2 protein-coding genes and 1 pseudogene are annotated in these 2464 nt (G+C 64.7%); 1 reads left to right on the forward strand and 2 read right to left on the reverse strand.

The window, feature by feature from the left end:
• Positions 1 to 42: 42 nt before the first annotated feature.
• Both ACFWPJ_RS30350 and ACFWPJ_RS30355 read right to left on the reverse strand, forming a co-directional pair.
• Positions 43 to 525, reverse strand: coding sequence for a hypothetical protein (locus ACFWPJ_RS30350; protein ID WP_378856566.1), 483 nt, complete (start codon positions 523 to 525; stop codon positions 43 to 45).
• Between the two features lie 340 nt (positions 526 to 865).
• Positions 866 to 1594, reverse strand: coding sequence for a hypothetical protein (locus ACFWPJ_RS30355; RefSeq protein WP_378856568.1), 729 nt, complete (start codon positions 1592 to 1594; stop codon positions 866 to 868).
• 518 nt (positions 1595 to 2112) lie between these two features.
• On the opposite strand from ACFWPJ_RS30355, the pseudogene ACFWPJ_RS30360 reads away from it, so the two are divergent.
• Positions 2113 to 2464, forward strand: a pseudogene (locus tag ACFWPJ_RS30360) (hypothetical protein); the annotation flags it as partial.

Raw genomic sequence — 2464 nt, forward strand, 5'->3', positions numbered from 1 at the left:
TCACCAAGTCGCACAGGCCTGCTGCGCGGGCGGGGAATCCATCTAGGAGACCTCGCCCGCTTCGATCTCGCGGGAATTGCCGACAGCAGCCGCGGCCCAACCCGCCAAGTCATCACGAAGCGCCGACAGCGCGGCCTCGGTTTCTTCGCATGCCTGTGCACCATCTTCCGCTGAGAGATCTCCTGTTGTCGCGGCGATCGCCAGCTCGGCAGTCGAGATCGCGCTGGCACTGTCTCCGTACTCGTTGTGCAGCGCCGCAAGTGCATGATGCGCGCACACCTTCACCGGATCGGCTGCACGCAGCCGCTTCGCGCCATTGATCGCCCACTCCAACGACTTGCGGGCGAGCTCGAGATAGTAGTAGCCGCCCAGGTCGCCGACTTCGGCGAGCTGGGCGATCTTGATGTAGGCGGCTCCCAGTTCTGTGCGGGCTTGGACCTGTTCCCTGTTGGTCAGCTCCGATGCCTCCACCGTGACAATCAATCCCTTGATCTTGGCCCGACAGTCGGCCAGTGCCATCGTCATAGGTCTCCCCTCTCCTCTGCCGAATCGCCAAACGCTCTCTAATACAATCGGTTTGCCTCCATCATGGCAATCAGATGTTCCCAATTCGTTGTGCCGGGTCGAGCGTTGTTTCCAGGAAACGCAGCTTCGTACGCCCGGCCACGAATCGGATCCGGCTACAACTGCTGCTCCGCCCGAGCACATCTACGGCCGCGACCTGCTCGAGGAAAGACTCAAGCAGAACCAGCCTGTCGATATTCCCGAGACCAGGACGAGCGACCAGCAGCTCCGTCGATCGACCACGGTCCAGATGTTCAACGTATCGGACAAGTAAGATCCGTTGGTTCTAGTTCTGGTCGAATCATCCTGTCCTGGTTCGCTTTTCGGCTTTCGGTGGGTCCAGGGTCCAGGCCGTCTGATGGGGTCCGCTGCCGGCGAGGGTCAATCGCCCAGTTCGGGGTTGCAGTCTCTTGCCTGATACTCGAACATCGAGATGGACGGACTGAAGCCGTCCGTGGCCGCGGCCAAGGCCGCCATAGGCGGTGGGTCGGGTTTCCAACCGCAGATCGCAACCAGCCCAGTCGCCTCTGGTGACAACCAGCACCGATCGATGACTTCGCACTCGTGCATCGAGGGCGCGGGCGCGGCTCGGTGCCACCGTCTCGCCCGCGAGGTCGAGCACCACCAACTCGAGGCCGTCCAGCAGAACCGCCAGCACAGCGAGTCTGTCCTGACCGGGCTGCGGAATGTGCGCCAGCCGCGAGAGATCGGCGCCCATCTCCGCGGCAGAAAGCAAGCCGAGTTGGTGGCACCCGATGACCGCTGCGAACTTCCCGGCCCCGGTGACAGCTGCCAATAATCCGTTCACGAGCGAACTGCCCGAGCAGACGATCACGCTCCCTTTCTCGAGACCGCCGCTGGGCAATAACTGGCCGAGACCACCTGGCACCGCGAGCACATCCTGCCCATGAACCTCGGCGCGGCTCGAGGCGCCCACACGCGACGGAATGGCGGCCATCCGAGCCCGCAGCACTTCGATCCGATCGTCCTGGGATATCGCTGCCAGTGGTTTGCCAGGAGCAGCGCTCACGGCGGGAGGAACCTCCCCGCCTATTGAATCTATCGAACGCATGTTCTAATGATTACATGTCATCGGCCTACTTGGATAGCTGCCCACTCAAGCATGGGGGAGCTGTGTCCTGGGGCCACCTCGTGTCCATCGAGTCTAACCAGATCCGGCTGGTCAGGGCTAGTTATGCCCGGGAATTTTCGCGCCGTCATCATCGCCGAGAACAAGCCCGAACCGACCTAGATCCGCGCACAGATCCTCGATCGAATAGTCCGGACTGGCGAGTCGAATCAGGGGCAGTCGAACGCCCAAATCGAGGTTTGCTAGCTAGTCATCGAGGAGCTGAAGCGGTTCGGCAAGTTCGATGGCGTCCTCGGCGACGAGTCCGATCTGGGGCACCCGATAGCAACGCGCTGCGACTCGTCAAGGTGCTGCCAGTGCACCACACATGTTGCAATCTGCTAGCTTTACCTCGAGAGTCACTGAGCTGCACAAACTTTCCTCAAGGACTGTCCTCGCGGACTTGGACCCCCAGAGAAGTGGCGGCCGTCCTGCTCGACGGGCTCGACCTGGTGGTCCTCGGCCTCGGCGGCCTCGCCGTCCCGCCCGCCCGCTGCCGGGTCCTCGCCGCCCGCGCCCGGAACCGCGGCGCCACCCTGGTCGTCGCGGGCGGCACCTGGACCAACCCGTCGCTGCGCCTGGACACCCGCGTCACCGGCTACCGGGGGCGCCGGGGGGGGCGCGGCCGCCCGCGCGCGGGGGGGCGGGGCGGGCGCGGGCGCGCCCCGCGGGGGGCCCCCCCCCCTTCGGAAAAAACCCCCCCCGGCCCCGGAGCGGCGGGGGGGGCGCGGGCCTTTCGCGCGTTTCAGAACTCCGAGACCGGTGTGCCTG

Source organism: Nocardia sp. NPDC058497 (assembly GCF_042720195.1).
Classification (GTDB): domain Bacteria; phylum Actinomycetota; class Actinomycetes; order Mycobacteriales; family Mycobacteriaceae; genus Nocardia.

Coding starts and splice junctions, on each gene's coding strand:
- ACFWPJ_RS30350 (WP_378856566.1), bottom strand. CDS start 525: ATGACGATGGCACTGGCCGACTGTCGGGCCAAGATCAAGGGATTGATT.